General features: G+C 62.1%; 22 protein-coding genes and 1 pseudogene. 8 read left to right on the top strand and 15 right to left on the bottom strand.

Annotation, left to right across the window (positions count from 1 at the left end; translation table 11 throughout):
- Positions 1-2: 2 nt before the first annotated feature.
- Complete coding sequence (gene metF / locus N554_RS0100275) at positions 3-917, bottom strand: methylenetetrahydrofolate reductase [NAD(P)H] (RefSeq protein WP_029581628.1); 915 nt, start codon at positions 915-917, stop codon at positions 3-5.
- 399 nt (positions 918-1316) lie between these two features.
- Here metF and N554_RS0100280 point away from each other — a divergent pair, with 399 nt between their 5' ends.
- On the top strand, positions 1317-2336 hold the full coding sequence (locus N554_RS0100280) for an LLM class flavin-dependent oxidoreductase (RefSeq protein ID WP_029581629.1): 1020 nt from the start codon (positions 1317-1319) through the stop codon (positions 2334-2336).
- 114 nt (positions 2337-2450) lie between these two features.
- Here the strand turns inward: N554_RS0100280 and N554_RS0100285 are convergent, their stop codons facing one another.
- Complete coding sequence (locus N554_RS0100285; RefSeq protein ID WP_029581630.1) at positions 2451-3311, bottom strand: prephenate dehydratase; 861 nt, start codon at positions 3309-3311, stop codon at positions 2451-2453.
- 19 nt (positions 3312-3330) lie between these two features.
- A complete protein-coding gene (locus tag N554_RS0100290; RefSeq protein ID WP_029581631.1) occupies positions 3331-4071 on the bottom strand; it encodes a 3-deoxy-manno-octulosonate cytidylyltransferase in 741 nt (246 codons plus the stop codon).
- 207 nt (positions 4072-4278) lie between these two features.
- On the opposite strand from N554_RS0100290, the gene N554_RS0100295 reads away from it, so the two are divergent.
- From N554_RS0100295 to N554_RS0100325, 6 genes are all read left to right on the top strand, one after another.
- The gene (locus tag N554_RS0100295) at positions 4279-4827 is read left to right on the top strand and encodes a c-type cytochrome (RefSeq protein ID WP_029581632.1); all 549 of its coding nucleotides are present in this window, start codon (positions 4279-4281) and stop codon (positions 4825-4827) included.
- A 215-nt stretch (positions 4828-5042) separates the two neighbouring features.
- Positions 5043-6947: an extracellular solute-binding protein gene (locus N554_RS0100305; protein ID WP_029581633.1), complete on the top strand. Its 1905-nt coding sequence runs from the start codon at positions 5043-5045 to the stop codon at positions 6945-6947.
- A 14-nt stretch (positions 6948-6961) separates the two neighbouring features.
- Complete coding sequence (locus N554_RS0100310; RefSeq protein WP_029581634.1) at positions 6962-8824, top strand: extracellular solute-binding protein; 1863 nt, start codon at positions 6962-6964, stop codon at positions 8822-8824.
- 3 nt (positions 8825-8827) lie between these two features.
- Positions 8828-9937 carry a microcin C ABC transporter permease YejB gene (locus N554_RS0100315; RefSeq protein ID WP_029581635.1) on the top strand — a complete coding sequence of 370 codons (1110 nt, stop codon included), beginning with the start codon at positions 8828-8830 and terminating at the stop codon, positions 9935-9937.
- Complete coding sequence (locus N554_RS0100320) at positions 9937-11115, top strand: ABC transporter permease (RefSeq protein ID WP_029581636.1); 1179 nt, start codon at positions 9937-9939, stop codon at positions 11113-11115. Before N554_RS0100315 ends, N554_RS0100320 begins: the two co-directional genes overlap by 1 nt.
- Positions 11116-11124: 9 nt before the next feature.
- A complete protein-coding gene (locus N554_RS0100325) occupies positions 11125-12744 on the top strand; it encodes an ABC transporter ATP-binding protein (RefSeq protein ID WP_029581637.1) in 1620 nt (539 codons plus the stop codon).
- 107 nt (positions 12745-12851) lie between these two features.
- On the opposite strand, the gene N554_RS0100330 is transcribed toward N554_RS0100325, so the two are convergent.
- Entirely contained in the window at positions 12852-13694 is an 843-nt protein-coding gene (locus N554_RS0100330) for a C40 family peptidase (RefSeq protein WP_029581638.1), read from the bottom strand.
- A complete protein-coding gene (locus N554_RS0100335; RefSeq protein WP_029581639.1) occupies positions 13687-15066 on the bottom strand; it encodes a leucyl aminopeptidase family protein in 1380 nt (459 codons plus the stop codon). The genes N554_RS0100330 and N554_RS0100335 overlap by 8 nt, the downstream gene beginning before the upstream one ends.
- A 436-nt stretch (positions 15067-15502) precedes the next feature.
- Between N554_RS0100335 and N554_RS0100340 the strand changes: the two genes are divergently transcribed.
- Positions 15503-16309: a tetratricopeptide repeat protein gene (locus tag N554_RS0100340; protein ID WP_029581640.1), complete on the top strand. Its 807-nt coding sequence runs from the start codon at positions 15503-15505 to the stop codon at positions 16307-16309.
- Positions 16310-16446: 137 nt separating this feature from the next.
- Here the strand turns inward: N554_RS0100340 and N554_RS0100345 are convergent, their stop codons facing one another.
- The 10 genes and pseudogenes from N554_RS0100345 to N554_RS37750 all read right to left on the bottom strand — a co-directional run bounded on the left by N554_RS0100345 (position 16447) and on the right by N554_RS37750 (position 24829).
- Complete coding sequence (locus tag N554_RS0100345; RefSeq protein ID WP_029581641.1) at positions 16447-17421, bottom strand: type II secretion system F family protein; 975 nt, start codon at positions 17419-17421, stop codon at positions 16447-16449.
- A gap of 9 nt (positions 17422-17430) precedes the next feature.
- Positions 17431-18405, bottom strand: a complete 975-nt coding sequence (locus N554_RS0100350) for a type II secretion system F family protein (RefSeq protein WP_029581642.1) — start codon at positions 18403-18405, stop codon at positions 17431-17433.
- An 11-nt stretch (positions 18406-18416) separates the two neighbouring features.
- Positions 18417-19883, bottom strand: coding sequence for a CpaF family protein (locus N554_RS0100355; RefSeq protein ID WP_029581643.1), 1467 nt, complete (start codon positions 19881-19883; stop codon positions 18417-18419).
- Positions 19884-19904: 21 nt separating this feature from the next.
- The gene (locus N554_RS0100360) at positions 19905-21173 is read right to left on the bottom strand and encodes an AAA family ATPase (protein WP_029581644.1); all 1269 of its coding nucleotides are present in this window, start codon (positions 21171-21173) and stop codon (positions 19905-19907) included.
- Positions 21170-21907: a CpaD family pilus assembly protein gene (locus tag N554_RS0100365; protein ID WP_029581645.1), complete on the bottom strand. Its 738-nt coding sequence runs from the start codon at positions 21905-21907 to the stop codon at positions 21170-21172. Before N554_RS0100365 ends, N554_RS0100360 begins: the two co-directional genes overlap by 4 nt.
- A gap of 21 nt (positions 21908-21928) precedes the next feature.
- Positions 21929-23368 carry a type II and III secretion system protein family protein gene (locus N554_RS0100370; RefSeq protein WP_156041706.1) on the bottom strand — a complete coding sequence of 480 codons (1440 nt, stop codon included), beginning with the start codon at positions 23366-23368 and terminating at the stop codon, positions 21929-21931.
- A 173-nt stretch (positions 23369-23541) separates the two neighbouring features.
- Positions 23542-23721: pseudogene (locus N554_RS37745) on the bottom strand (Flp pilus assembly protein CpaB); the annotation flags it as partial.
- A gap of 128 nt (positions 23722-23849) precedes the next feature.
- Positions 23850-24374: an A24 family peptidase gene (locus N554_RS0100380; RefSeq protein ID WP_029581648.1), complete on the bottom strand. Its 525-nt coding sequence runs from the start codon at positions 24372-24374 to the stop codon at positions 23850-23852.
- A gap of 59 nt (positions 24375-24433) precedes the next feature.
- The gene (locus N554_RS39435) at positions 24434-24580 is read right to left on the bottom strand and encodes a hypothetical protein (protein WP_156041707.1); all 147 of its coding nucleotides are present in this window, start codon (positions 24578-24580) and stop codon (positions 24434-24436) included.
- An 81-nt stretch (positions 24581-24661) separates the two neighbouring features.
- Entirely contained in the window at positions 24662-24829 is a 168-nt protein-coding gene (locus N554_RS37750; protein WP_081851054.1) for a Flp family type IVb pilin, read from the bottom strand.
- Positions 24830-24939 lie beyond the last annotated feature (110 nt).

A 24939-nucleotide genomic window follows, 5' to 3' on the forward strand; every position in this document is an offset into this window, starting at 1 on the left:
GATCATGCAGCTTTCTGTGCGCCGTGGGGGCGAATGCCGAGCAAATGGCTGATCGCGAACACGAGGTCGGCGCGGTTCATGGTGTAGAAGTGAAAGGTGTCGACGCCGTGCTTGGCGAGCTTCTGCACCTGGCCGGCCGCGACCGCCGCCGCCACCAGCTTGCGGGTTTCGGGATCATCATCGAGGCCTTCGAATTTCTTCGCGAGCCAGTCCGGCATGCTGGCGCCGGTGCGCTTGGCGAAATTCGCGGCCTGCTTGAAATTCTGCACCGGAAGAATCCCCGGCACGATCGGAATGTCGATGCCACGCGCGCGCACACGGTCGAGGTAGCGGAAGTAGAGATCGTTATCGAAGAAGAATTGCGTGATGGCGCGGGTGGCGCCGGCATCGACTTTGGCCTTGAGCATGTCGACATCGGCATCGAAGCTCGGGCTTTCCGGGTGCTTTTCGGGATAGGCCGACACCGTCACCTCGATATCTCCATGGCGGCGCTTGATCGCGGCGACGAGATCGGCCGAACTGCGATAACCCTGCGGATGCGGCACATAGGTGCCGCCGAGCCCGCTCGAGGGATCGCCGCGCAACGCCACGATGTGGCGGACACCAACCTCGTGATATTTCGTCACCACGTCGTCGATATCGCCGCACGGCGCATCGACGCAGGTGAGGTGCGCGGCTGGGGTCAGGCTGGTTTCAGCAAGGATGCGGGCGATGGTGGAATGGGTGCGCTCCCGGGTCGAACCGCCGGCGCCATAGGTCACCGAGACGAAATTCGGCGCGAGCGGCGCGAGCCGGCTGATGGTCTCCCACAGATTGCGCTCCATCTCCTCGGTCTTCGGCGGGAAGAACTCGAACGAGATCGCAGGGGCTTTAGGCGCACGGTGCCCATCTCGTACGGCGGGCGGAACCTCGGTCATGGCACCACAAACTCCACTTGGCGGGCGACAGGCTTAGCTGCAGTCCTAGTAAAAATAAGCCAAACAGGGCCGGGCAAACAGCCCATTGGGGATGGGAAATTGCCCAATTTCTTTGTGAAATCCTGAATTTGTACTCCATTATTTTATAAGTGGGCAGGATATTTGAAAGTGCGGTTACCTCAGAAATTTGCAAATACTTCAACATTATATGGCGTAAATTGACGCTTGTGCCAAAGCGGCCTCTCAAGTTCGAGTGTGGGCAAGGTACGATAGTATGATTTTATCGATAGCCCGTCCCAACCGCCCCCTGGAATTGCCGGCGCCTCGGGCAGCCGATGCGTGCCTGATCTGCGCGGCTGGGCCCTTTGTCGGCCTGATCTGGCGGACTAGCTTAGCGTCATGATTCCACTCTCGATTCTTGATCTCTCCGTCGTCACCACCGGCACCAAACCAGCCGCGGCGCTGCGCAACAGCATCGATCTGGCGCAACACGCCGATGCGCTCGGCTACGTCCGCTATTGGCTCGCCGAGCATCACAATCTTGCATCGGTCGCGAGCCCCGCGCCCGACATTATGATCGGGCAGATCGCCGCGGTGACCAACCGCATTCGGGTCGGCTCCGGCGGCGTGATGCTGCCGAACCACGCGCCGCTGATGGTGGCCGAGCGCTTCAAGACGCTGGAGGCGCTGTTTCCCGGCCGGATCGATCTCGGGCTGGGCCGTGCGCCCGGCACCGATGGCGCCACTGCGTATGCGCTGCGCACCCGGCTCGATCGCCGCGAGGGCGATGATTTCCTCGAGCGGCTGCAAGAATTGACGCTGTGGGAAACCCGCGACTTTCCGCCGAACCATCCCTTCAACAATGTGGTGGCGATGCCGGACGACACGCCGCTGCCGCCGATCTGGCTGCTCGGCTCCAGCGACTACAGTTCGGAACTCGCAGCCCAGGTCGGCATGGGCTTCGCGTTCGCGCATCATTTCGCGTCCTATGACGCCATCGAAGCCATGACGAACTACCGTGCGCACTTCAAGCCGTCGGGCTGGCGCTCAACACCGCACGGCATTCTCGCCGTCGCGGTGGTGGCGGCGGAGACCGATGCAGAAGCCGAACGGCTGGCGTCCTCCATGGATCTCAACCGGTTGCGCCGCGACCGCGGCCAGTATCTGCCGCTGCCGAGCGTCGAGGAGGCGTTGGCCTATCCCTATACGGACGCCGAACGCGCCTCGATCGCGCGCAACCGCTCACGGCTGTTCGTCGGCAGCCCGGCGACGGTGATGGCGAAGCTGCAGCCGATGATTACGGCAAGCCAGGCCGATGAGCTGATGATCATCACCGCGGTGTACGATCACGACGCACGCAAAAAATCCTACAGCCTGTTGGCGGACGCGTTCGGGTTAGGGAAGCAGGCCGCGGCGTAAGCTACCCGCCGTCATTCCGGGGCAGCCCGCAGGGCTGAACCCGGAATCCAGAGATGATTTGGCGCAGAGATTCCGGGTTCGACGCTGCGCGTCGCCCCGGAATGACGACCTCATTCACTCCGGCTTCTCGCTGAACGTCGCGCGGAAGGGATGGCCGGGATAGACCCCGACGATGCGGAATTCGCGCGAGAAGAATTTCAATTCCTCCAGCGCAAAGGCGAGGTTGCTGTCCTCGGGATGGCCGTCGACATCGGCGTAGAATTGCGTGGCGAAGAAATTGCCGTCGATCATGTAGCTTTCGAGCTTGGTCATGTTGACGCCGTTGGTGGCGAAGCCGCCCATCGCCTTGTAAAGCGCGGCTGGCAGGTTGCGCACCCGGAAAACAAAGGTGGTGACCAGCGGTCCCGAGCCCTGCTTGGCCCAGTCGGCCTCGCGCGCCAGCACCACAAAACGCGTGGTGTTATGGGTCTCGTCCTCGACGTCCTCGGCCAGGATATCGAGGCCGTAGATGTCGGCGGCAAGCTTTGAAGCAATCGCTGCGCAGCTCTTGTCGCCGCGTTCGGCGACAATGCGCGCGGACCCTGCCGTATCGCCCGCGACGATCGGCTTGATGCCGAGCTTGCGGATGATGCGGCGGCACTGCCCGAGCGCGTGGACGTGGCTTTCGACAGATTTGATATCGGCAAGCTTGGCGCCGCGCGGCGCCATCAGCTGATGATGGATCGGCAAAAACCATTCGCCGACGATGAACAGGCCGGATTGCGGCAACAGATGATGGATGTCGGCGACGCGGCCGGCGACCGAGTTCTCGATCGGGATCATGCCCAGATCGGCCTCGCCCGAGGCGATCGTCGCCAGAGCGTCTTCGAAGGTCGGACAGGCCAGCGGCTCCGCGTCTGGATAGGCTTCGGCGATGGCGATATGGGAATTCGCGCCCGGCTCGCCCTGGAATGCAATTTTCATGGTTTGGGTCATGGCGCCTTGTATCAGCCGCTCAGGTTTTTGCCAGTATTTGGCGGGCGGTTTCGAGGTCGGCCGGCGTGTCGACGCCGCGCGGCACCGTGTCAACGATGGTGATGTCGATCCGCATACCGGCCTCGAGCGCCCGCAGCTGCTCGAGTTTTTCCTGCTGTTCCAGCACGGAAGGAGCGAGCGCAACGAAACGCTCCAGTGCCGCACGGCGATAGGCATAGAGGCCGATGTGATGGTAGCGCGGGCCGTCGCCCCAAGGCGCCGTGGCGCGTGTGAAGTAAAGCGCGCGCAGCCGCCTCGCGCTTAAGCGAGCGCCGACAGCTTTCACCACATTCGGGTTGGTGCTCTCTTCCTCGGTGTGGATTTCGGCGGCAAGCGTTGCGATATCGACCGCGGGATCGGCGAGCGGGGCGAGCACGCTGCGGATGTTGTCCGGGCGAATGGTCGGAAAATCGCCCTGCAGATTGACGACTATTTCAGCCTCGCGCCGGGGATCGAGCTTGCCGAGCGCCTCATGGATGCGATCGGATCCGGACGGATGATCGGCGCGCGTCATGACCGCCTCAAAGCCGTGGGCGTTCACCGCCGCCGCAATTTCCGGCGTGTCGGTGGCGACCGCGACACGGCCGATTTGCGCCGCCTCGGCCCGGCGCAGCACATGGACGATCATCGGCAGGCCGGCAATATCCAATAGCGGCTTGCCGGGCAGGCGGGTCGCGGCCATGCGGGCTGGAATCAGCACTAAGTTGCGGGTTTCGGTCATCAGAGTGAGGTCTGGACCCCGTTGAGAACAAGCTGGAAATGATGGGGAATGGTCGAAAGTCGGCGCATTTATACGGGTTGCCAGAGCACGGGCAACCCGATATCTCAACGCTGCTGAGGGGGCGGTGCGAAAGCCTGATTCCTGATGCTCATTCGCGGCCGTCTCTCCGGCCTAAAGTCGACCTTCCGGGCTGGAGCCTGATCCAATATGGACTCCTTTGAACTCAATAAAATTCTCGGTGCAGTTCTCGGCACCTGCCTTGTTCTGATGGTGACGAGCTTCGCGGCTGGTGCAATTTTTGCCCCGGCGATGCCGGAAAAGCCGGGTTTCGAAATCGCGGTAAAGGAACAACCGCAAGGCGGCGCCAAGGAAGCTGCGGCCGCGCCGTCCGAGCCGATCGAGAAATTGCTGCAAACCGCTTCGGTCGAAAAGGGTGCTGCCGCGGCGAAGAAATGCGTCGCCTGCCACACCTTCGAGAAGGGCGGCCCCAACCGCGTCGGTCCGAATCTTTATGGAATCGTCAACGATCACAGAGGCGAGGGGCGCGGGTTTAATTTCTCGGCTGCCATGAAGGCCAAGGACGGGACCTGGACTTACGACGACCTCAACAAGTTCATCGCCAATCCCAAGGGCTTCATCCCGGGAACTGCGATGGGATTCGCCGGCATCTCCAAGGACAGCGAGCGCGCCGACGTGATCGCCTATCTGCGCACGCTCTCGGACAACCCGGTTCCGCTGCCGACGGCGTCGAAATAACGGCCCCCGATATCTCCACATGGGCTTCAAGGATCGACGGCCGGGCATTGTCTGGCCGTTTTTGATTCCGGTCACCGGCCCGTTATCGGGACGTTTCGCCGCACTGCTAGTGCTTCCGGGCTGGTATCATGAGGAAAAAGCAACATAATCGGTCGAACCCTTGCCTTATAATGGCGCGTCAATAGGTGTCTCTGCTAACGACAGGAATGTTTCATTTGGCGATTACCCGACGGCATCTTCTGCAAAGCGGCGCCATCGCCGCGATCGCCCCGGCGCTGGGGAGCGTAGCCGGCCTGCCCGCGGCCGATCCGGCCATGGCACAATCCGCAAACGGCGAACTCGCCTGGCGCCACGCGCTGTCGCTGTTTGGCAACATCAAATACCCCGCCGACTTCAAGCGCTTCGATTACGTCAATCCGGACGCGCCCAAGGGTGGCGTGGCGCGCCAGATCTTCATCGGCACTTTCGACAATTTCAACATCGTGGTGGCAGGTGTCAAAGGCTCGGTCGCGGCGGCCGCATCGCTCATCTACGAGTCCCTGACGACGCCGGCGCTTGACGAGGTCTCGACCGAGTATGGCGCGCTCGCCGAAGCGGCAAGCCATCCCGACGATTTCTCCTATGTGATCTACCGTCTGCGTCCGCAGGCCAAATGGCACGACGGCAAGCCGGTGACGGCGGACGACGTGATCTTCTCGCTCGACGCCTTCAAGAAATATCACCCGATGTACTCGGCTTACTACAGCCACGTGGTCAAGGCCGAGAAGCTCAGCGATCGCGAGGTGAAGTTCGTTTTCGATGCGCCGGGCAACCGTGAGCTGCCGCAGATCGTGGGCCAGCTCACCATCCTGCCGAAGCATTGGTGGGAAGGCACCGACGGCTCCGGCCGCAAGCGCGACGTCTCCGCGACCACGCTCGAACAGCCGTTGGGGTCGGGCGCCTATCGCATCAAGGAATTCGTCGCCGGCAGGACCGTCACGCTCGAGCGCGTGAAGGATTATTGGGGCCGCGAGTTCGCGGCAAATGTCGGCCGCAACAATTTCGACGAGCTGCGCTACGAATATTTCAGGGACGCAACCGTTGCGATCGAGGCGTTCAAGGCCGATCAGGTCGACTGGCGCACGGAGAACAGCGCCAAAGCCTGGGCGACCCAGTACGATTTTCCGGCCGTTTCCGAGAAGCGCGTGCTGCTGGAAGAATTTCCCAACCGCAGCTCCGGCCTCATGCAGGCCTTTGCGCCGAACATCCGTCGCGCCAAATTCAGCGATGCTCGGGTGCGCCGCGCCCTGAACTATGCATTCGACTTCGAGGAAATGAACAAGCAGATTTTCTTCGGCCAGTACAAGCGCATCAGCAGTTATTTCGACGGCGCCGAAGAACTGATGGCGACCGGTCTGCCGCAAGGCAAAGAGCTCGAAATCCTCGAGCCGTTGCGCGCCGAAGTTCCGCCCGAGGTCTTTACGACCGCCTACAGCAACCCCGTGGGAGGCAGTCCGGAAGCCGTGCGCGACAATCTTCGCGAGGCGCTGCGCTTGTTGAAGGAAGCCGGTTACGAGGTGCGCGATCGCAAGCTGGTCGATACCAAGACCGGGACGCAGCTCGCGGTCGAATTGTTGAGCCAGGATCCAACATTCGAACGGGTCATGCTGTTCTACAAACCCTCGCTGGAGCGGCTCGGCATCGCGGTCAGCGTGCGCACGATCGACCCCATCCAATACGAGAACCGGCTTCGCGAATGGGACTTCGACATCGTGGTCGGGTCCTGGCCGGAGTCGTTGTCGCCCGGCAACGAGCAGCGCGAGTTCTGGGGATCGCAGGCCGCCGGCATGGCTGGTTCGCGCAACATTGTCGGCATCAAGAATCCCGCCATCGATAAGCTGATCGATCGCGTGATTTTCGCAAAGGACCGCGACAATCTGGTCGCCGCCACCAAGGCGCTCGACCGCGTGCTGCTGTGGAATCACTATGTCGTGCCGCAGTGGAATTACTCAAAGGTGCGTACGGCGCGCTGGGACCGCTTCGGCCGCCCGGCGGAACTGCCCAAATATGGTCTGTCGGGCTTCCCGGCGATCTGGTGGTATGACGCGGACAAGGCGGCACGGATCGCAAAACGGTCGTGAAGGACATCTCCCGCATGGCGCTTTTCTCTCGCCGGCATGTGTTCGGTCTCGGGGTGGGCGCGCTGAGCGCGTCGCTGGCCCGGCCGGCGCCGGCGGTGGAGATCGGTCCTGACGTCCACGGCATGTCGGCCTTCGGCGACCTGAAATACCCGACCGACTTCCACCATTTCGACTACGTCAATCTGAACGCGCCGAAGGGCGGCCTGCTGTCGACCATCCCGTCGAACCGCGCCTACAACCAGTCATTCCTGACCTTCAACTCGCTTAACGCCTTCATTTTGAAGGGCGATGGCGCGCAGGGCATGGGCCTGACCTTTGCGGCTCTTATGGCACGTGCCGGCGACGAGCCGGATGCAATGTACGGTCTTGCAGCCAAGTCGGTGGCGATTTCGCCCGATGGCCTGATCTATCGCTTCACGATCCGTCCCGAAGCGAAATTCCACGATGGCGCCAGGCTTACGGCGCGGGACGTGGCGTTCTCGCTCAACATCCTGAAGAGCAAGGGTCATCCGATCATCGCGCAGCAGGTGCGCGACATGCTGAAGGCGGAGGCGTCTGACGACGGCACGCTGGTCGTCACCTTTGCCGAGAAGCGCGGCCGCGACGTGCCGCTGTTCGTCGCGAGCCTGCCGATCTTCTCGCAGGCCTATTACGCGACGCATCCCTTCGACGAGTCCACTCTCGATATCCCCTTGGGTAACGGGCCTTACAAGGTCGGCAAGTTCGAGGTCAACCGATTCATCGAGTTCGAGAGGGTCAAGGACTGGTGGGGTGCGGACCTGCCGGTCAACCGCGGAAGCTACAATTTCGACGTGATCCGTTACGAGTTCTACCGCGACCGCGACGTTGCCTTTGAGGGCTTCACAGGACGCAATTACTTGTACCGCGAAGAATTCACCTCGCGCATCTGGAACACGCGCTACGATTTTCCGGCCGTGACAGACGGTCGCGTCAAGCGCGAGATACTACCAGACGAAACGCCATCGGGCGCGCAGGGCTGGTTCATCAATACCCGCCGCGACAGGTTCAAGGATCCGCGCGTCCGCGAAGCGCTCAACTATGCCTTCGATTTCGAATGGACCAACAAGACCATCATGTACGGGTCTTATGCCCGCACCCATTCGGTATTCCAGAATTCGGACATGATGGCGGTCGGGCCGCCTTCGCCTGAAGAACTCGCCTTGCTCGAACCGTTCCGCGACAAGGTGCCAAAGGAGGTGTTTGGCCCGCCCTTCGTGCCGCCGGTCTCGGACGGCTCGGGGCAGGACCGCGCGCTGTTGCGCAAGGCAGGGCAATTGCTCCAGGAGGCGGGCTGCCCGGTCAAGGATGGCAAGCGGATGACGCCGCAAGGCGAAGTCTTCCGCATCGAGTTCCTGCTCGATGAGCCATCGTTCCAGCCGCATCACGCGCCCTTCATCAAGAACCTCGGCACGCTCGGCATCGAGGCGACGATCCGGCTGGTCGATCCCGTGCAGTTCCGGGCGCGACGCGACGATTTCGACTACGACCTGCTCATCGAGCGCTTCGGTTTCTCGACCGTCCCCGGCGACTCGCTGCGGCCCTTTTTCACCTCGCAGGCGGCGACCACCAAAGGCTCGAACAATCTGGCCGGGATCGCCGATCCCGTCATCGACGCGATGGTGGAGACCTTGATCGCGGCCGACACTCGGCCGAAGCTGGTGTTCGCGGCGCGCGCGCTCGACCGGCTGATCCGCGCCGGACGTTACTGGGTGCCGCAGTGGTACGCCAACACGCACAGGCTGGCCTATTGGGATCTATTCGGCCATCCGCCAACCCTGCCGAAATATTCTGGGGTCAGTGTCATCGAACTCTGGTGGACGGCGAAATCGCCCGGTGCCATGGAACAGGCGAAATAGCCCATGAGCGCCTATATCGCCCGCCGCATTCTTTTGATGCTGCCCACGCTGCTCGGCATCCTGTTCGTATCCTTCGTGGTCGTGCAGTTCGCGCCGGGCGGTCCGGTCGAGCGCGTAATCGCACAGATCAATGGCTCCGATACCGGGGCGGCCTCGCGTATCTCCGGCTCTTCCGGCGGCGATTTCGGCGCGCGCCCGCAAGCCGGCGCGTCGGCGGACGCCGTCAATTCAAAATATCGCGGCGCGCAGGGGCTTGATCCTGCCTTCATCAAGAATCTCGAAAAGCAGTTTGGCTTCGACAAGCCAGCGCCCGAACGCTTCCTGCTGATGGTGTGGAATTTCTCCCGCTTCGATTTCGGCAAGAGCTACTTTCGCGACGTCAGCGTGCTGCAATTAATCAAGGAGAAGCTGCCGGTATCGATGTCGCTCGGCATCTGGATGACGCTCCTGACCTATCTGATCTCGATCCCGCTCGGCATCCGAAAGGCCGTCCAGGACGGGTCGCGGTTCGATACCTGGACGTCCGCCGTGATCATCGTCGGCTTTGCTATCCCAGGTTTTTTGTTCGCGATCCTTCTGATCATCCTGTTCGCCGGCGGCTCGTTCTTCAACATATTCCCGCTGCGCGGCCTGACCTCGGACGGTTGGGCGCAATTTCCCTGGTACTGGAAGATCATCGATTATTTCTGGCACCTCACGCTGCCGCTGATCTCGATGGCGCTCGGAGCGTTCGCCACCATGACGCTGCTGACCAAGAATTCGTTCCTCGACGAGATCCGCAAGCAATATGCCATGACCGCGCGCGCCAAGGGCTGCAGCGAACGGCAGGTGCTCTATAATCACATCTTCCGCAACGCCATGCTGATCGTGATCGCGGGATTCCCGAGCGCGTTCATCCACGCCTTCTTTTCCGGTTCGTTGCTGATCGAAACCATCTTTTCGCTCGACGGATTGGGCCTGCTCGGCTTCGAGAGCGTGCTTAATCGCGATTATCCGGTGGTGTTCGGCACGCTGTTTATTTTTTCCCTGGTCGGGCTGGTGGTGAACCTGATCTCCGATCTTGCCTATATGTGGATCGATCCCAGGATCGATTTCGAGTCGCGGGAAGTCTGATGGCGATGCTTGCGCCCCAGCCGGTCGAGACCACGACGCAGTCGCCGCTTGGCGAAGCCGCGCCACCAACGCGACATCCCCTGCAGCCTTCGCCGCTCAACAAGCGGCGCTGGCAGAATTTCAAGGCCAACCACCGTGGTTACTGGTCGTTCTGGATATTCCTCGCGCTGTTCGCGATTTCGCTGTTTGCCAATTTCATCGCCAACGATCGGCCGCTCGTCGTCAAATATGACGGTCGCCTCTATTGGCCGATTTTCTTCAACTACGCCGAGACCACCTTTGGCGGCGACTTCGAGACCACTGCCGACTACCGCGATCCCTATCTGCAGAAGCAGATCGCCGAGAAGGCCGGCACCATTATCTGGCCGCCGATCCGCTATTCCTACGGCACCCATAATCTCGACCTCCCGACGCCGGCGCCGTCGAAGCCGACCTGGATGCTGACGGAGGCGCAGTGCAAGGAAGTGGTGCAGAAGAAAGGCCTGAAGAGCTGCCGCGATCTCGAATACAACTGGCTCGGCACCGATGACCAGGGCCGCGACGTCGTCGCGCGCCTGATCTACGGTTTCCGAATCTCGGTGCTGTTCGGCCTCACGCTGACCATCCTCTCCTCGATCATCGGGATTGCCGCCGGCGGCGTGCAGGGTTATTTCGGCGGCTGGGTCGACCTCATCTTCCAGCGCTTCATCGAAATCTGGACCGCGATTCCTTCGCTCTATCTGCTTCTGATCATCTCGGCCGTGCTGCCGCCCGGCTTCTTCATCCTGCTCGGCATCCTCCTCTTGTTCTCCTGGGTGTCGCTGGTCGGCCTGGTGCGCGCGGAGTTCTTGCGCGGCCGCAATTTCGAATACATCATGGCGGCGCGCGCGCTCGGCGTTTCCAATGCCGTGATCATGTTCCGGCACCTGCTGCCGAACGCCATGGTGGCGACCATGACGTTCCTCCCCTTCATCGTGTCGTCGTCGGTGATGACGCTCACCGCGCTGGACTTCCTCGGCTTCGGCTTGCCGCCGGGTTCGCCATCGCTCGGCGAATTGCTGTCGCAGGGCAAGGCCAATGTGCAGGCGCCCTGGCTCGGCTTCACTGGATTCTTCTCGGTCGCGATCATGTTGTCGCTGCTGATCTTTATCGGCGAGGCCGCGCGCGACGCCTTCGATCCGCGCAAGACGTTTCGATAGGAAGCCGGCATGGACGTCATCAACCAACCCCTGCTCGATGTCCGCGATTTGTCGGTGGCGTTTCACCAGCCGAGCGGCACCTCGGTCGCGGTCGACCGTATCTCGTTCGAGATCAAGCGGGGCGATTGCGTGGCGCTGGTCGGCGAATCCGGTTCCGGAAAATCCGTCAGCGCGCTGTCGGTCCTGAAGCTGTTGCCCTATCCGACCGCATCGCATCCGTCGGGCAGCATTCACTTCAAGGGCCGTGAGTTGCTGGATCTGCCCGAGCGCGAGATGCGCGGCATTCGCGGCAACGACATTTCGATCATCTTCCAGGAGCCGATGACCTCGCTCAATCCGCTGCACACGATCGAGGCCCAGATCGGAGAGATCCTGCAGCTTCACAGCGGAATTAGCGGCGCCAGAGCGCGGGCGCGAACGCTCGAACTGCTAACCCAGGTCGGCATTCCCCAGCCGGAAACCCGGCTTGCCAGCTATCCGCATCAATTGTCCGGGGGCCAGCGCCAGCGCGTCATGATCGCGATGGCGCTCGCCAACGAGCCGGATTTGCTGATCGCGGATGAGCCGACCACAGCGCTCGATGTCACCGTGCAGGCCCAGATCCTGACGCTGCTGGCGGAGATTCGCGCCCGGCTCGGCATGAGCCTGCTGTTCATCACCCACGATCTCGGCATCGTTCGCCGCATCGCGGACGTGGTCTGCGTCATGAATGGCGGCAAGATCGTCGAGCAGGGACCGGTGGAGCAGGTCTTTACCGCGCCGAAACATCCCTACACACGCGCGCTGCTCGCGGCGGAGCCCAAGCCCGACCCGGCGCCGCCCCGCCCCAGTTCTCCTGTCGTGATGTCGGCCGACAATCTGAGAGTCTGGTTTCCGGTCAAGCGCGGTCTGCTGCGCCGTACGGTCGGACACATCAAGGCGGTCGATGGCGTCAATGTCTCCGTGCGCAAGGGCGAGACGCTTGGCGTGGTCGGAGAATCCGGCTCCGGCAAGACCACGCTCGGCCTGGCGCTGCTGCGGCTGATCTCATCGGATGGCCCGATCGTTTTTTTGGGCAGCAATATCCAGGGCCTCCGCTTCAAGGCGATGCGGCCGTTCCGGCGCGACATGCAGATCGTGTTCCAGGATCCGTTCGGCGCGCTCAGCCCGCGCATGTCGGTCGGCGACATCGTGGCGGAAGGCCTCAGCGTGCATCAGCGCTCGCTTTCACAACAGGAGCGCGAGACCCGCGTGATCAAGGCGCTCAGGGATGTCGGCATGGATCCCAATACGCGGTTTCGCTATCCGCACGAATTCTCGGGCGGCCAGCGCCAGCGCATCAGCATTGCCCGTGCCGCGGTGCTGGAGCCGAATTTCGTCGTGCTGGATGAGCCGACCAGCGCGCTCGATATGCTGTTCCAGGCGCAGATGGTCGATCTGTTGCGCGAACTGCAGCGCAAGCGCGACCTCACCTACATGTTCATTTCGCATGACCTGCGCGTGGTCGCTTCACTGGCAAGCCATCTGATCGTGATGCGTCAGGGCAAGGTAGTGGAGGAAGGGCCGGCTTCGGTGCTGTTCAAGAACCCGAAGTCCGATTACACGCGCGCGCTGTTCGCCGCGGCGTTCCGGCTCGAAACTGCGACTTGATGGCTTGCGCGTATTCCATTCGCAAGACCGGTACCGACCCTCGGATCAAGTCAGAAGGCGTGCTCTTGAGGAATACGCGCCACGGCGTGACGCAGTTTTAATGGCGTTCAAGTCAGCCGCTTGATCGCGGTGATGCCGATGGTCGCCTTGATGCGCGCGATGGCTTCGCGCCTGTTCTCGACCTCGGTCGTCATGTGATACGCATTGGCGTGCACGATCGTATCGGCATCGCGCACGATGGCGACATGGCCGTTCCAGAAAATCAGGTCGCCACGCTGCAGTTTCTTTGACTCCGCCGGATCCAATGCGCGGCCTAGGCCGTCCCGCTGCATGTCACTGTCGCGCGGGCAGCCGATTCCGGCGGCGTTCAGTGAAACCTGCACCAGGCCGGAACAATCGATCCCAAGACTGCTCTTGCCGCCCCAGAGATACGGCGTACCGACAAACCGTTCGGCCACCGCGACGAAATCCGCCGCCATCTCGTCGAGGCTACCGACATGCTGCCGCGGCAGATAAAGACCCTCGCGCGTCACGGCGAAGGCGCCATCCTCGCGCGTTACGGTGACCATTGTCCCCATCAGCAGTGTATCGACCGGCGGCAGTTTGATGGACGGCCCCGGAAACGCGAATGTCCGCAACGCCGTGATCTTGTGCGTCGGCGGAGCACCGGGCTTTACCAGCGCGCGATCTGGAAGCCAGCCCACATAGCCGTCACTCTTCAACTGGCCCCAGGCCCAGCCTTCGCCGGTGCGATCATAGATGGTTGCGCGCTCGCCTTTGAGGGCCTGCGTGGAAAGCTCGGCATCGGCACTCGGCCGGCTGCGCAGCGGCGCGATGGCATCCGATATCTCGAACTCTTCGCCGGTGACGAAGCGCGCCGCCGCGACCTTGCCTTCGAGATATTTCGCGGCAAGCTCAGGCCGCGCCGGTGTCAGGCGCGGATCATCCATAGCGTTGCCCGAGCAATTTGTAGATCGCGCGGGCGGCCTGGCATTCGCCGCCCTCGGGCCGTGCCGGCTTAGCCGACGGCGTCCAGCCGTAGATATCGACATGGAGCCAGCTCTTTGCGTCCTCGACGAAGCGTTGCAGAAACAGCGCGCAGGTGATGGAGCCGGCGAAGGTGCCCGACGGCGCGTTGTTGATGTTGGCGACCTTCGAATCGAGCCAGGCGTCGTAGGCTGGCCACAGCGGCAATCGCCACAACGGATCGTTCTCCTGTTTCGCGCAAGTCGCCAAGTCGGACGCCAGCGTCTCATCATTCGTGTAAAAGGGCGGTAAATCGGGACCCAGCGCCACGCGCGCCGCACCGGTCAGGGTGCCGAGGTCGATCAGCAGATCAGGCCTTTCTTCGCAGGCCAGCGCAATGGCGTCGGCCAGCACCAGCCGGCCCTCGGCGTCGGTATTGCCGATCTCCACGCTAAGGCCCTTGCGCGAGGTGAAGATATCGAGCGGGCGGAAGGCGTTGCCGGCGACCGCATTCTCGACCGCGGGGATTAGCACCCGCAGCCGAACTTTAAGCTTCGCATCCATCACCATCAGCGCCAGCGCCAGCACGCTGGCGGCGCCGCCCATATCCTTCTTCATGATCAGCATGCCGCTGGAGGGCTTCAGATCGAGCCCCCCGCTATCGAAACACACGCCTTTGCCGACCAGGGTGACCTTGGGGTGAGCGGGATCGCCCCAGGTCAAATCGATCAGCCGCGGCGCGCGCGACGACGCCATCCCCACCGCATGAATCAAGGGGAAATTCTGCCGCGTCAGCTCGTCGCCGACGATGCAGTTGAAATCGGCGCCGAAACGCTCGGCAAGATGCTGCGCGGCCAGCGCCAACTGCTCCGGCCCCATATCGTTCGACGGCGTGTTGATGAGGTCGCGGGCAAGCTGCGTTGCTTCCGCCATTCGCGTGATGTCTGCGATATCAATGCCATCGGGCGCGACCAGTTTCACGGCGGGCGCATCCGTCTTGCGATAGCGGCTGAAGCGATAGCTGCCGAGCGCAAAGGCGAGCGTAGCGAGGCGCGTATCGTGCGGCGCATTGGCGAAGCGATAGACACCCGCCGGCAGCAGGCCGGGCAGTTGTCCGGGCCGGAACAGGTCGCGGTGTTTACTGGTTTCGTCTTCCAGACCGAAGATGACCTGCGCGATGCGTCCGTCCGCAGAGGGCAGCGTGAGGCACGCCCCAGGTTTCGCGGCAAAGCCATTGGCTTTCGCGAACTGCCGGGCCTCGCCGGGAAGGTCAGCGCAGATCGCATCCCACGATTCCCTGGTCGCAAACGTAACGGGAATGGCTGATGGGGCGGGGGCGGCGAACACTGAATGCATGTGTCTCTCGGCTTCAGTTGAAACGGGGCAGCGGCAGGCGCGGAGGGTCAACAAAGACGTTGCAGTTTTTTCGCGCGGCCGCAATCGCTTGTAGCAGCAGCCGAAGGACGCCCTGCTGCAAGCCGCTTGGGGACGGTGATAGCCTCGCCCTCAACGCTGGTCTTCGAAGATAAGAGCATCATTTCTAGCGGGGGAATGCGATGGATAGGAAGCGTCCCGGCGCTGAAGATTGATGGATGGGCTGAGGCTAATCGCGCTCGGCGAGCTGCCCTACGACCTCGCCAATCCTGCATGGCCACTGGCGCCTCGCCTAGCGCTACCGTTGAAATCGATGGGCTTTCGCTTAGAGCGAGCATTAACCGGCCGTTAGGGTTAACCATCTATTGCTGGGCGCGTTCGTCGCGATCCATTCGCCTAATATCGTGAGTTAAGTGCCATGCAGCCCAGTCTTGCCCGGCTTCTTGCGTCCGCGGCCGCGACGGCGATCTTGGCCGCAACGCTTGGCGGCTGCCAGACGATGTCCGATATTACGGGATCGCTGAACTCGAAAACGCAGGCCAGCGCCAGCCCTGACGCCGATCCCCGGCGTGCGGTCGAGGCCTATGGCGAGCGCTATCGCGCCAATCCCAAGGACGCGGACCTTGCTCTGCGTTACGGACAGGCACTTCGCGCCACTGGACAGCGCGCCCAGGCCGTCGCCGTACTCGAACAGGCCACCATCGCCCATGCCGGCAATAAGGCGCTGCTCGCCGGCTACGGCCGGGCGTTGGCCGACAACGGTAATTTCCAGCAGGCGTTCGATGTTCTCTCCCGCGCCCATTCGCCCGACAATCCCGATTGGCGAATCCTTTCGGTGCAGGGAACGGCGCTCGATCAGCTTGGCCGGCACGACGAGGCACGGCTCTACTATGCCAGCGCCTTGAAGATCGTGCCCGACGAGCCTTCGGTGCTGTCCAATCTCGGCCTCTCCTATGTCCTCTCCAAGGACCTGCCGAAGGCGGAGGAAACCCTTCGCCGCGCTTATGCCAGCACCAGAGCCGATGCGCGGGTGCGGCAGAACCTTGGTCTGGTGGTTGGCCTGCAGGGCCGCTTTGCCGAGGCTGAAAGCATCGTGAAGGCCGACCTGCCGTCGGAGGAAGCGGCCGCAAATGTCGCCTACCTGAAGCAGATGCTGAGCCGCAAAGACAATCCGCGCGCAGGCGGCGGAACGATGCCGGTGGCGTCTCTCAACCGTCCAGGCTGATCGCTCCAAATCAAAGCCATCATCATCCGCGAACGCGAGTGATCCGGTAATTGGTGGCCTCGGCGTTTACTGGATCGCCGGGTCAAGCCTGGCGACGACGGTATCAAATGGCGCAGCTATTTGCTGCACCAACAAGCTCAGTGCATCGCTGCGATCTTGATGCCGCTCGGCCCGAGGATGACGATAAACAAGCACGGCAGGAAGAACAAAATCATCGGCACCGTTAGTTTCGGCGGCAGTGCCGCCGCCTTCTTCTCAGCCTCGTTCATGCGCATGTCGCGGTTCTCCTGCGCCATGACCCGCAAGCTCTGACCGAGCGGCGTCCCGTAACGTTCCGACTGCTGCAACGCCAGACACACCGATTTCACGCCCTCAAGACCGGTGCGCTTCGCCAGATTTTCGTAAGCCACCTTACGATCCTGCAGATACGACAGCTCGGCCGTGGTCAGCGTGAATTCCTCCGATAGCGCAACCGATTGGGTTACGATTTCGCTGCTGACCTTGCGGAATGCGGTTTCGATCGACATGCCGGACTCGATGCAGATCAGCAGGAGATCGAGCGAATCGGGAAATGCGCGCTTGATCGAGAGCTGGCGCTTCGCGATCGCGTTTTTCAGAAACAGCATCGGCGCCTGCAATCCGAGATAGGCCGCGCCGATACATATACCGATCTTTACCGGCGTCGATTTATCCATATGTGTGATCACGAAGACGTACAACACCGCCCCCAGGAACAGTACGACAGGCGTTACCAGCCGGAAAAACAGGAATGTCACGTAGGGCGCCTGCCCACGATAGCCGGCCATGATGAGTTTTTCGCGCGCGGCCTCCTGGGCGAGCCACTTTCCAAGGTTCAGGTCATCCACCACCTTGGAGACGACTTGCTTGGGCGTCTGACGCAGCGACACTTTGTCGGTCTTGGAGAGACGCTCGCGCTCCCGTTGCCGGATCCGCTCGCGTTCGCTCGCGACCGCCTTCATGCGCTTGGCCAGACCCTCGTCCGCAAACAATGGCGTGATCAGCGTGTACGCGGTAGCGCTCGCGGCGACGGCGGCGAGCATCATGGTGATGAACCGCGCGTCGTGCATCTTTTCGATCAGAAAATCAATCATGCTGCACCGTCAGAAGTCGAAGTTGATCATCTTTTTCATCACGAGAATGCCGATGGACATCCAGACTGCGCAGCCAAGCAGCATCAGTTGACCAGTCGGATGCGTCCACAGCAGCGAGATGTAGTCGGGGGTCGAGATGTAGACGAGTAGCATGACGAGGGGTGGCAACGCGCCGATGATGGACGCGGACGCCTTGGCTTCCATCGACATGGCCTGAACTTTCTCCGCCATCTTCTTGCGATCGCGCAGCACCTTGGACAGATTGCCCAAAGCCTCGGACAGATTGCCACCGGACTTTTGCTGGATCGCGATCACGATCCCGAAGAAGTTCGCCTCCGGCACTGGCATGCGTTCGTAGAGGCGCGCGCAGGCATCGCCCAGCGGCATGCCGATCGCCTGGGTTTCGATAATGGCGATGAACTCGCTCTTGAGCGGTTCCGAAGCATCGGCCGCCACGACTTTGATGGAATCAAACAGCGGCAGGCCGGACTTGATGCCGCGCACGACCACGTCGACGGCGTCCGGCAGCGCCTTGAGAAAGTTCTTTTCGCGGCGTTTCTTGAGGAAGCTCAGGCCCCAGCGCGGCAGGCCGAAGCCGCCGGCGAAGGCCAAGCCGATGGCCCCAAGTAGTCCGCCTCCAAACATCATGGCTATCGCAAAGCAGGCGGCTGCGGGAACGCCTGAAATGATCATGAACTTCTGAGGCGACCAATCCAGGCCGGCCTGGGTGAGGCGAGTGCTCAGCGAAATCTTGCTTTGCTTTTGCCGGCGCGCCTCGAGTTCCTTCAGCGACCCTTCGACCTGTTCGCGACGCGAGCGCTGGCTCTTTTCGCCCTGACGGTCCATAGGCTCCGATTTTGCGATGGACGCGCGGCGATTCTCGGCCTTCTTCTCGCCCGACAACAGGGGATAGAGAAAGACCCATGCCACGCCGCCGATGGCGGTGGCCGCGAGAAAGGCCAGCGCGAGCGCTTGTATGTTCATGGCACGCTCCTTCAGACTTCCACAGTGACTTCGGCGGCGTCGAGGGCTGCGGCAAGCCGCTTCTCTTCGCCGTAGTATCGCGCACGATCCCAAAAGCGCGGTCGTCCGATTCCGGTTGAGCGATGCCGGCCGATGATGTGCCCGTCAGCGTCCTCGCCGACGATATCGTAGACGAATACGTCTTGGGTAATGATGGTGTCGCCTTCCATGCCCATCACCTCGGTGATGTGGGTAATGCGCCGGGAGCCGTCGCGCAGCCGGGCGGCCTGGATGACGACGTCGATCGAGGCGCAGATCATCTCGCGAATGGTCCGCGACGGCAGCGAAAATCCACCCATCGTGATCATCGATTCGCAGCGCGACAGGGCTTCGCGGGGATTATTGGCGTGCAGCGTTCCCATCGATCCGTCATGGCCGGTGTTCATGGCTTGCAGCAGGTCGAATGCTTCGGGTCCGCGGACTTCGCCGACGATGATGCGTTCGGGACGCATACGCAGGCAGTTTCGGACCAGTTCGCGCATGCTGATCTGGCCTTCGCCCTCGATGTTGGGCGGTCGGGTTTCCAGGCGCACCACATGCGGCTGCTGCAGCTGGAGTTCCGCGGCGTCTTCGCAGGTGATGATACGTTCGTCGTTCTCGATGTATTGCGTCAGGCAGTTCAGCAGCGTCGTCTTGCCGGAGCCGGTACCGCCGGAGATCAGAACATTGGCGCGGCAACGCCCGATGATCTGGAGAATCTGGGCGCCTTCCGGCGTGATGGCGCCGAATTTGACCAGCTGGTCCAGGGTCAGCTTGTCCTTCTTGAACTTGCGGATCGTCAGTGCGGGGCCGTCGATCGCCAGAGGTGGAACGATGGCGTTGACGCGTGAGCCGTCGGCAAGACGCGCGTCGCAGATCGGCGAGGATTCGTCGACGCGCCGGCCGACCTGGCTGACGATGCGCTGACAGATATTCAAAAGCTGCTGGTTGTCGCGGAAGCGGATCCCGGTGCGCTGGATGCGACCCGCGACTTCGATGAACACCGTCCCGGCGCCGTTGACCATGATGTCGGAGATGTCGTCGCGCGACAGCAGCGGCTCGAGCGGGCCATATCCGAGAACGTCGTTGCAAATGTCGTCGAGCAGCTCTTCCTGCTCGGCAATCGACATCACGATGTTCTTGATCGCGATGATCTCGTTGACGATATCGCGAATTTCCTCACGCGCCGACTCGCCGTCCAATTTGGCGAGTTGGGCAAGGTCGATCGCTTCGATCAAGGCGCCGAAGATTGTCGCTTTGACCTGATAGTAGGTGTCCGACCGCCGCGCTTCGTTGGTCGGCGGTGGCGGCGCCGCTTTGGCTGGCGAAAGCGGCGGCGAAGAAACGGTGGGCGGTGATGGCGCGCGCGAAACGGCAGGCGCCGGGCCGGAAGCAGGTTCCGGCGCAGCGGCGGGTTTTATCCCCCGGGAATCGATTTCTGGTCCACGCTTACCAAACACAACGGTACTCCAAGCGGGCGCTTACTTCGCCCGCAGCTTATCGATCAGCGGAGACAGGAACGAACCCCGCGGCTTTTTGGTCTCGCCCCGGCCTGTCAGCCGTTGCGCGATCTGCAGAAACATTTCGGTGGTGCGATGATTGGCGGAAATTTCCGCGATCATCTGGCCATTGTTGGCGGCTAAGCCGAACACTTGCGGGTCGAACGGAATAGTTGCGATCGGCTGGCCCTCGATGGCCTTGGCGAATTCGCCTGCGTTGATTTCCGGTCGCTTCGGCACGCCGACCTGATTGAGGCAATATAGCGGTGTCCGATCGTTGGGTCGGGATGCCTTCAGGAGGTCGAAGATGTTCTTGGTGTTGCGCAGATTGGCAAGGTCCGGCGCCGCGACGATCAGAATGTCATCCGCTCCCACCAAAGCGCGCCTGGTCCACCCAGACCATTGGTGGGGTACGTCAAGCACGATGCATGGCATCGTCGTGCGAAGCGTATCGAAGATCGAATCGAAGGCGTCGTCGCCGAAGTCGTAGACCCGCTCCAGCGTCGCCGGCGCCGCCAGCAGGCTGAGATGGTCGGTGCATTTCGACAGCAGACGGTCGATGAACGCCGTATCGATGCGATCGGGCGAAAATACCGCGTCGGCGATGCCTTGCGGAGGATCCTGATTGTAGTCGAGACCGGCGGTGCCGAACGCGAGGTCGAGATCGGCGACGACGGAATCCAGCGCGAGATCTCGTGCGATCGCCCAGGCGACGTTGTGGGCGATGGTGGAAGCGCCGACGCCGCCTTTTGCCCCGACGATCGCGATGATCCGGCCGACGGCTTTTGCCTCAGGCGCCGAGAACAGGCCGCAAATCGAGCGCACCACGCCCAGCGTGTTGACCGGCGCAATCACGTAGTCGCTGACGCCGCGGCGCACCAGTTCGCGATACAGCGCGACATCGTTGATGCGGCCGATCACGATGACGCGGGTTCCGGCATCGCAAACCGTCGCAAGTTGATCGAGGCCGACAAGGATATCGCTGCGGCCTTCGGTCTCGAGGATAATCACGTTCGGGGTGGGAGCCGTGCGATAGGCCTCGATGGCGGCTGCCATGCCGCCCATTTGAATCTTGAGATGAGCCTTGCCGAGACGGCGGTCTTCGCCCGCCGATTGCACGGCGGCTGCGGTTTCCATCGTCTCGCAAAAAGCTTGTACCGACACCCGCGGCGCTGGCGCAATGTGATCGTCCAGGGGCGGCGATGTGACGTCCAGCTGCTCTTTGGGATCTTGGCGGGCGTAGCTGATCATTTGCCTGTACTGCTGAGTTTGGCCTGGTCCACTTCGGGATAGGTGGTCGCGGTCGACTCGCCTTTGCGATACTTCTCGAAAGCGGCCGTGCGCCGCGCCGTATACGCGGGGGTTTCAGAGCGCGGCTGCACGAGGTCCGACGGGTTGTCGACCATCGCCGCCAGGTTGCGCTGGTTGGCGCAACCGAAATTGTAATACGACTTGTTTTCGAAATAGCTCTTGTTCTTGATCGAGGGGCCGAGATCCTCCGGCCACAGGCCACAGGGGCCGGCCACGGCAGAGATTTTCGGATAGCTCAGGCGGATCGTCGCCATCTGGCGCGGGTCTTCCGGATGATAGCGGCGGACGACGATTCCGCGCGGCGGCACGCCGGCGGCCGCGAGCAACGCCTGAATTTCCCGGAACGAGTCGGCGGCCGCCGGCGCGTTCGGCGTGCCGGCCGGCACATCGACCACAATCGCGCCGGTTGCTTCGCGAAGCCAGGTTTGTGCCAGCCCCATCACATCGGCGCGCTGCGAAGCGGACAGACCGCCACGCGCATGACCGACGAAAATGACGACTGACCGGTTGGCCTCCTGAATGGCGATAGGATGGCGCTGGCGATAATCCTCGGGAAAGCTCGCCGTCAGCTCGCCGTCGGCATGCTTGCAAGCTCCGAGCACGACCGCAAGACCGACAAGCGTACCCGCGATGCGGAAGGCGCGCCTACGGTCGAGGGGTATTTGGGCTGTCATCGTTGGTGTCCTCGTGCCGCCTCAGTCGGTGATAAAGCCATAGGTGCCGCGATAATTTCGGGCCGGCTCGACGCGGCCGGGCACGCCATAGATGCGATTGATGCTGCCGAGGAGATCGGCCTGCGGATCCGACGCATTGGCAAATCCGTCATCCGGACGCGACAGGTCCTTCTGCGCGACGGCGCGAACCACATACGGCGTCACCAGCACCATCAGCTCGGTCTGGCTGTTGACGAAGTCGCGGCTGCGGAACAACGTGCCGAGAATCGGCAGCTGCATCAGCCCGGGAAATCCGTTGATGGCCTGCTTGGTCTGTTCCTGGATCAGGCCGGCCATTGCCATCGCGCCGCCCGAGGGAATTTCCAGCGTGGTCTCCGCGCGGCGGGTCTTGATCGAGGGAATCGTCGTTCCGCCGGCACCGCCAGTCAAAGCGTTTTCGGTCGAGACTTCCGACACTTCGGTCATCACGCGCAGGCTGATCCGTCCTTCGGTCAGTACCACCGGCGTGAAGTTGAGCGAGATGCCGAATTTCTTGAAGGCGACCGTCTGGACGCAATTGCCGAGCGCGCCCCCTGTCGTCGTTTGGCAGGTCACGCCGGTCGGAATTGGAAATTCGCCGCCTGAAATAAATGTCGCGGACTCGCCGGAGATCGTTGTCAGATTGGGTTCGGCCAGCGTTCGCACGACGCCGGCGCTTTCCATCGCGCGCAGCGTCGCCTGGACCGACGGCGTCGCGCCGAACGACGTCGTCAGAGCGTTGTCGGCGACGAGCGGCGCATTATTTGCGGTGAACGGGTTGGTATTGCTGAACTTAACAACGGCCGTGCCGTAATTCAGGTTGGCGCTGAGGTCGATGCCGAGCTGCTTGATGACCGTGCGCTGGACCTCGGCGAGCGTGACTTTCAACATCACCTGATCGCGGCCGCGGACCGCAATGCTGTTAACGACCTTGTCTACACCGCCTACCAGCCGTGCGGCCAAATCCCCGGCCTGCTGCGCTTCGATCGGGCTCGACGCCGAACCAGACAGCACCACGCCGTCACCGACGCCGTCGATCTGGATGTCGGCATTCGGCAGCGTCTGCCTCAGCGCGGCGCGAACGCCGTTTAGATCGCGCTTCACCGCGATGTCATAGGCGGCGATCTGCTGGCCTGCAGAATCGAAGAACACGATATTGGTCTGGCCGACCGCCGCGCCGATGATATAGGCGCGCTGCGCCGAACGGACCACGGCATTCGCAATCTTCGGATCGGCGACCAGCACATCCTTGATGTCGCGCGGCAGATCGATCACGACGGATTTGCCGATTCCGAGCGCAAGGAAACGCGCATTCATCTGCCCATCGGCGGCGATCGGCGCAGCGGCGCGATAGTCGCTCGCCACGACCGGCGTCAAGGCCGGATTGAGGGTCAGCGCGGCGACAGCCGAAAACGACAGGGCGCGGACTATGAAAGTCCGCATCACCGGCTGCTTTTCCCTGCATTGCATATCGGACGTCCTTTCGGTCACTGTGTCGTCGTCGGGGTTAAGACGCCGTAGCGAACGACATTGACGCGGTTACCCCGCTTGGGAGCCTGATCGTCGGAACTATTCTTGACCGCGTTGAGATCGGCGCTGCTGCGCAGCGCCGGCGGGAGGTTCTCAGGCGCGACCGACTGGCCAAGGCCGATGTCGGACTTCGCAACGAGAACGTCCAAGGTCTGCAGCTGTGGTGCGGTCGGGGGAGGCTTGGTGTCAGACCCGCTCGCGAGGTATGCGGCAATGCCGCCGGCACCGACAGCGACGGTCAGGTCGACAATGCGTGCGGTATTCATACGCTTCACTTTCCACATTACGCCGCGACGCTTCCGCCGCTGTGATGGGAGTTGATCAGTTATTCGTCAAAGCATGGTTAATGAGGCGTATCTAAATCGCCTTAACGCCGGGTTTACTCGAGGCGCGATCAGTGAATGGCGAAGTGGGTCAGGTCGATCGCCTTGATCCATTCCGTCTCCGGATAGATCGTCAGTGCGCCGATCGCGAGCGCGATACCGTAGGGCACTCCGCTTTCCTTGGCGTGCAGCTTGAGCAGCCAGGCCTGGTTGGCGAGAGGATAGGGCAGCGGCCATTGCCGGAACTGGAGCAACAACAGCGTCAGGGCGCCGCCGAACAGTGAGGCATAAAGCAGATAGTTCAAAAGATCGCCAAAGCCGAACCAGAGCGCCGCCCCGGCCGCTAGCTTGGCGTCACCGCCGCCAACCCAGCCCATGGCAAAACAGGCAAAGCCGACCGCAAGTACCGTCGCGCCTGCACCTACATGCGAAAGGATATCGTGGAGCCCCATGCCGCCCAAAACCGCGAGCGTGGAAAAACCTGCGACCAACACCAGCGACACCCGGTTCGAAATCGTCATGGTGAAAAGGTCGCTCGCCGCCGCGAACGCCATCAGGGCCGGAAACAGCAGAAGCCGTGCGATGTCGAGAATCATGGAGAGCATCGCCCGAGCCTAGCGGTGAGATATAAATAATCGGGAAACGCGCGGACGGATTACCAGATACTTGCAATCCGGAAGGCGAGAGCGAGAAGCGCCAGCATCAGCGCCAGACAGACCAGCTTCACGGCCGCATCGTCCTGGCTGCCTGCCGGCACGAAGTCTTTTTTTGCCGCGACGGAGGCGGCAGCAGGTTTACGCATCTTTACGCCATCTGCATCCGAGCGAAAACAACAAAGGCCCCGGCATCGCCGAGGCCTTTGATGCCGGTACGCGGAAGTCGCTTACTTCGACAGCTCGGTGGAGACCTTGCCGAACAGCGTGTTGAGGTTGGTACCCACGAGGTTAACAGCGGTGATGATCGCGACCGCAATGCCGGCGGCGATCAGGCCGTATTCGATGGCGGTTGCGCCGGACTCGTCCTTCACGAAACGCGAAACGATATTTTTCATAAATAACTCCATGTGTCCACGCTGGTCGAACTAACGTTTGGTCTCGCCGGCGTTCTCAGCACCGTGACCATGGGCTTCACCCTAAGCTCGGAGAATTGCGGCGCGGTTAA

This window comes from Bradyrhizobium sp. URHD0069, from assembly GCF_000701345.1.
In the GTDB taxonomy this organism is placed as follows: Bacteria; Pseudomonadota; Alphaproteobacteria; order Rhizobiales; family Xanthobacteraceae; genus Bradyrhizobium.

Excerpts from the sequence above, each read along its gene's own strand:
- N554_RS0100280 (WP_029581629.1), top strand. The coding sequence starts at position 1,317 with ATGATTCCACTCTCGATTCTTGATCTCTCCGTCGTCACCACCGGCACC.
- N554_RS0100310 (WP_029581634.1), top strand. The coding sequence starts at position 6,962 with ATGGCGCTTTTCTCTCGCCGGCATGTGTTCGGTCTCGGGGTGGGCGCG.
- N554_RS0100330 (WP_029581638.1), bottom strand. The coding sequence starts at position 13,694 with ATGGATGATCCGCGCCTGACACCGGCGCGGCCTGAGCTTGCCGCGAAA.
- N554_RS0100370 (WP_156041706.1), bottom strand. The coding sequence starts at position 23,368 with ATGCGGACTTTCATAGTCCGCGCCCTGTCGTTTTCGGCTGTCGCCGCG.
- N554_RS0100340 (WP_029581640.1), top strand. The coding sequence starts at position 15,503 with ATGCAGCCCAGTCTTGCCCGGCTTCTTGCGTCCGCGGCCGCGACGGCG.
- N554_RS0100285 (WP_029581630.1), bottom strand. The coding sequence starts at position 3,311 with ATGACCCAAACCATGAAAATTGCATTCCAGGGCGAGCCGGGCGCGAAT.
- N554_RS0100360 (WP_029581644.1), bottom strand. The coding sequence starts at position 21,173 with ATGATCAGCTACGCCCGCCAAGATCCCAAAGAGCAGCTGGACGTCACA.
- N554_RS0100315 (WP_029581635.1), top strand. The coding sequence starts at position 8,828 with ATGAGCGCCTATATCGCCCGCCGCATTCTTTTGATGCTGCCCACGCTG.
- N554_RS0100335 (WP_029581639.1), bottom strand. The coding sequence starts at position 15,066 with ATGCATTCAGTGTTCGCCGCCCCCGCCCCATCAGCCATTCCCGTTACG.
- N554_RS0100325 (WP_029581637.1), top strand. The coding sequence starts at position 11,125 with ATGGACGTCATCAACCAACCCCTGCTCGATGTCCGCGATTTGTCGGTG.
- N554_RS37750 (WP_081851054.1), bottom strand. The coding sequence starts at position 24,829 with ATGAAAAATATCGTTTCGCGTTTCGTGAAGGACGAGTCCGGCGCAACC.
- metF (WP_029581628.1), bottom strand. The coding sequence starts at position 917 with ATGACCGAGGTTCCGCCCGCCGTACGAGATGGGCACCGTGCGCCTAAA.
- N554_RS0100345 (WP_029581641.1), bottom strand. The coding sequence starts at position 17,421 with ATGATTGATTTTCTGATCGAAAAGATGCACGACGCGCGGTTCATCACC.
- N554_RS0100350 (WP_029581642.1), bottom strand. The coding sequence starts at position 18,405 with ATGAACATACAAGCGCTCGCGCTGGCCTTTCTCGCGGCCACCGCCATC.
- N554_RS0100365 (WP_029581645.1), bottom strand. The coding sequence starts at position 21,907 with ATGACAGCCCAAATACCCCTCGACCGTAGGCGCGCCTTCCGCATCGCG.
- N554_RS0100380 (WP_029581648.1), bottom strand. The coding sequence starts at position 24,374 with ATGATTCTCGACATCGCACGGCTTCTGCTGTTTCCGGCCCTGATGGCG.
- N554_RS39435 (WP_156041707.1), bottom strand. The coding sequence starts at position 24,580 with ATGCGTAAACCTGCTGCCGCCTCCGTCGCGGCAAAAAAAGACTTCGTG.
- N554_RS0100295 (WP_029581632.1), top strand. The coding sequence starts at position 4,279 with ATGGACTCCTTTGAACTCAATAAAATTCTCGGTGCAGTTCTCGGCACC.
- N554_RS0100320 (WP_029581636.1), top strand. The coding sequence starts at position 9,937 with ATGGCGATGCTTGCGCCCCAGCCGGTCGAGACCACGACGCAGTCGCCG.
- N554_RS0100290 (WP_029581631.1), bottom strand. The coding sequence starts at position 4,071 with ATGACCGAAACCCGCAACTTAGTGCTGATTCCAGCCCGCATGGCCGCG.